Below are 3,446 nucleotides of genomic sequence, written 5' to 3' on the forward strand. Positions count from 1 at the left end.
TCCACACCACGCGTGCGCATCCGAACGCACTGTCCAGCGCACGGCGCTGTGTGGCGTCCGGGTAGGCCCGGTAGTTGTAGCGGAGCTGCACGACAACGACATTACTACTATTGGTCTCATGGATGGGGAGAACGACTACAGGCGGGCGCGCACTCGTCGAGCAGGCCAGGGCCACCCTCAAAGCCTGGAGGCCCCTCCGTAAACTCCGGTGCTCGACCACTCGCATCACCGCACTCGTCCAAGCCATCCTCGCCCTATATCTGGCCAGCTCAAAGTGAGGTTAGAAAGGGCTCAGTGTGTCGAGGTGGCCCGGAGCTACGCCTGCCCTACCGTTCCCGTCCGCAACGGCAAGAACCCCACTGGCCCCGGTCGTGGCCATGGGCGCGGACGCCTGGACAGTCTTTGTGAACAGCCTTCGCCAGTCCCCAGGGGTAGAGGTGCGTCGAACCTGGTCACGGGGCCTCGAAATTGGTCACGGTTAGCGCCTTGTCCCACCGAGCGGCGGCCAGGTCGTCGTGGCGGATCATAAATTTCGTGTAGTGCTCCGCGTAGACCCGGGCTTCATTGGCGAGCGGTATCCATTCGCTCGCCAGCCGGAGCGCGTCCTCGTCCATATAGGAAAGCCATTCTCCCTTCGCGAGGGTCTTCGCCGTGAGGCTGCCGACTGTCGCCTCGTCATCGGCGTACCCGCCGATGACGAGGTAGGCGCCAGACGACCAGAGGCGGTAGGCCAGAGACCGAAGTTCGTCCAGGTGCGGCAGTTCACGCTCCATGTACCGGGCCAACTGCTGCTGGAAGGGTGACATGTCCTCCCACTCGAGATCTTCCCAGAACTCGTGCCAGCCCTCGTCCTCGTCGCCCTCCTCGAGCCAAAGGGGCAGATCGGCTCTGAGCTCGGCGCAGACGTCGATCCGCTCGCGGACACACGCGGAGCTGGGGGGTTCCGCGACCGCGGTTTCGGTGCCGTCCGGTACATACACGACTCGCGCGTACTGTCCCGCATCGGCCCGCAATTCGCTGAAGTCCATCTCTTGGTGGACGAAGAAGAGCAGCGTCCCGTCCGCCGGCAGGTCGTAGCCGTCGACCCTCGGCAGCGCCCCACAATCGACGGAAAGGAGCAACGGCAATGGAATGTCCCCGGCGGACGGCCACTTCATGCCCACCGGCAGCCTGGACAACCCACCGATGTGCCCGACCGGAGAGCCATCGCCACCCCCTGACAATCCGATCGCCAAACGAAGGTGCTGGCTGAACCTGCTGATCTCGTCGTCCGGGATGCGCAACTCAAGCGCTGCCCGACGAAACTCTCCCTGATGATCCATGCCCGAGAAGATAAACCCTTTCCAACCCGGCTGTGCCATCGGGGTGTTGGTGGACAGGGGTTGTACGTGGTGGATGCGAGCGGTGAGCGCATCGGCGGACGGAGGGGCTACTGGGACGCGATCGAGGAACTCTGGCTGGCCGGCGAGCTCACCGACGGTGAGCCCGAGGACCACTTCATCGACGACGTCATCGTGGCGGGCTTCAGAGAAGGAACCGACGGATGGGAGTTCCCGGAAGCGCGTACGCCGTTGAGCTCAGGTGATACCGCCACTCGCCTGCACTGCCGCTCTAGGCCGAGACGTCCGGTCGAGGGGCGCCACGAAGCAAGCGGATCGAACCCGCCCGGGCCCGGCAGCGGGCGGCGACCACGGGCGGCATCGTCATCGACACCCGGGCCCGGATCGGCTACACCGCGTCGGTGGGTACGACTGACGATGCCCTGATCCGGCACCTGACCGTCGCGCTGCCGCCGCAGTACGCTGCCCACCTCTTCGACGCCCAGCAGGCCGGCGCCCCGACCGGCAACTGCAGGACATCGCCGCCGAAGGCCTCAAGGAGGTCTCACCTGCTGGCGGATCTGGTTTAGGTAGCGCATGCGCAGGGGCATGAGCAGACCGAGGCGGTGGATCCGGCTGCCGGGCTAGTCGACGAGGTCGGCGAGCAGGGTCTTCCTCACCGTCCGCACACTCTCCTGCCCCTCGGTGAGCGTGTCGATCCCGCTCGTGTCCGTGGCCCGCCGCGGGTCGGCCAGGAAGAGGCGAACGGTGTTGCCGACGCCGGAGGTGAAGCCGCGCTCCAGCAGCAGGAGGCGGCCGTCGGGCAGCGCGGTGACCTCGGGGACGCCGAGGCCAGGGTCGACGCGGTAGGCGTACTGGTCCGCGGCCCCGAAGCGGCCTCCTTCGTCCTCGGCCCGCTCCCAGGTCTGAAACCGGACAAGGGCGGCACTGTCCCCGGAGAGCGCGTACTCCATGGAGGCGATCAGGGTGCGGCCGTCCGGGACAGCGTCAGCCCCTCGAAGCTGCCGTTGGACCGGGCACGCCCTACGGGCGCGGTCCGCACAGCGTCCGGCACGGGGAGCCGGTCGAGGATCTTGCCGTCCCGGGAGTAGCGCCGGATGGATGGCTCGATCTCCGAGGAGACGAGATACGTCCCGTCCCGGTCGACGACCAGCCCCTCCGAGTCGAGCACGGCCCCGCTCTCGTCGGCGAGGCGAACCACACCCCGTGGCTCCAGGGTCCTGGCGTCCAGGCGGAACAGCGAGGAGCGGTCGGACAGCGCGGCGAGGGAACCCGGGCCGTCGGGGGTGAGAGCAGAGAGGTTGCCGACGGAGGTGTCGCCGTAGGTGGTCTTGTCGAGGGCGTCGGAGAAGCCGGTGAGCGAGACGGAGGGCGAGCAGCTGTTCTTCGGAGTTTCTTGCGCGGTGGCCGGAGCGCCGTCGGTCACGCAGCCGGCCGCCGCGAGACCGGCGGTGAGGGCGGCGAGGACGGTTCGCAGGGTTCTCGGGCGCATGGGCGTCACCCTAAGGGCGAGCGGCGGCCGGAAGGCAGCCCCTTTTCGAAAGATGGAGGTCCGGGGGCTCCGATGGCAAGTAATAAGCCATGCCGGAGGAGAACGAAAGCGAGCGACGGGCCGGACGGCTGTACGCGACACTGCGTGTTCTCAAGTTCCTCGCCAAGCCCGGCAGCGGAGACCGTTCTTACTGCTGAGGGCTGGGAGGTAATCAACCTCAACAAGCTGGCGAGGAACTTCCGATTCGCCGACCTGCTCGCGAAGCAGGGATCCGCGCGGCTGCTGGTCCAGGTCAAGGGCACGACGACCAGCGAGGGGCTCGTCTTCAGCGAGCCAGGCCAGCTCAGCCGGGGCGAGGGTGGGGCCCTGAGTCCCAGGCCCCGACGCCCAGAGCCACCACCACACACCTTCTCCGACCGACGCCTGGCCGAGCGGAGAACCACGGATCGCCCCACGCGACCGTGCTCTTGCCCTAACGCCGTCAGCTTCAGAAGGACACGGCAGGGTCAGTACGGCGTGCGGCGGATCACCGTCGCGCCTAGGCACTGTCTGATAATTGATCTTGTGGTGGGTCGTGGTGAGTTGACGGATGAGGCGTGGGAGCAGATAGCGCC

General features: G+C 67.1%; 3 protein-coding genes and 3 pseudogenes. 3 read left to right on the top strand and 3 right to left on the bottom strand.

Features of this window, described 5'->3' with window-relative positions; translation table 11 throughout:
* Positions 1-91: helix-turn-helix domain-containing protein (locus IE260_RS40805; protein WP_189880988.1), on the bottom strand; the 91-nt coding region annotated here is incomplete at its 3' end.
* A 55-nt stretch (positions 92-146) separates the two neighbouring features.
* Here IE260_RS40805 and IE260_RS40810 point away from each other — a divergent pair.
* Positions 147-278: pseudogene (locus IE260_RS40810) on the top strand (IS5/IS1182 family transposase); the annotation flags it as partial.
* A 174-nt stretch (positions 279-452) separates the two neighbouring features.
* On the opposite strand, the gene IE260_RS40820 reads toward IE260_RS40810, so the two are convergent.
* Complete coding sequence (locus tag IE260_RS40820; protein ID WP_229881851.1) at positions 453-1,496, bottom strand: DUF1963 domain-containing protein; 1,044 nt, start codon at positions 1,494-1,496, stop codon at positions 453-455.
* 152 nt (positions 1,497-1,648) lie between these two features.
* On the opposite strand from IE260_RS40820, the pseudogene tpg reads away from it, so the two are divergent.
* A pseudogene (gene tpg / locus IE260_RS40825) lies at positions 1,649-1,932 on the top strand (telomere-protecting terminal protein Tpg); the annotation flags it as partial.
* 40 nt (positions 1,933-1,972) lie between these two features.
* Here tpg and IE260_RS40830 read toward each other — a convergent pair.
* A pseudogene (locus IE260_RS40830) lies at positions 1,973-2,832 on the bottom strand (esterase-like activity of phytase family protein); the annotation flags it as partial.
* A gap of 144 nt (positions 2,833-2,976) precedes the next feature.
* Here IE260_RS40830 and IE260_RS42490 point away from each other — a divergent pair.
* The coding region (locus tag IE260_RS42490; RefSeq protein ID WP_229881852.1) for a hypothetical protein at positions 2,977-3,446 on the top strand (470 nt) is incomplete at its 3' end.

The organism is Streptomyces viridiviolaceus, assembly GCF_014650995.1.
In the GTDB taxonomy this organism is placed as follows: Bacteria; Actinomycetota; Actinomycetes; order Streptomycetales; family Streptomycetaceae; genus Streptomyces; species Streptomyces viridiviolaceus.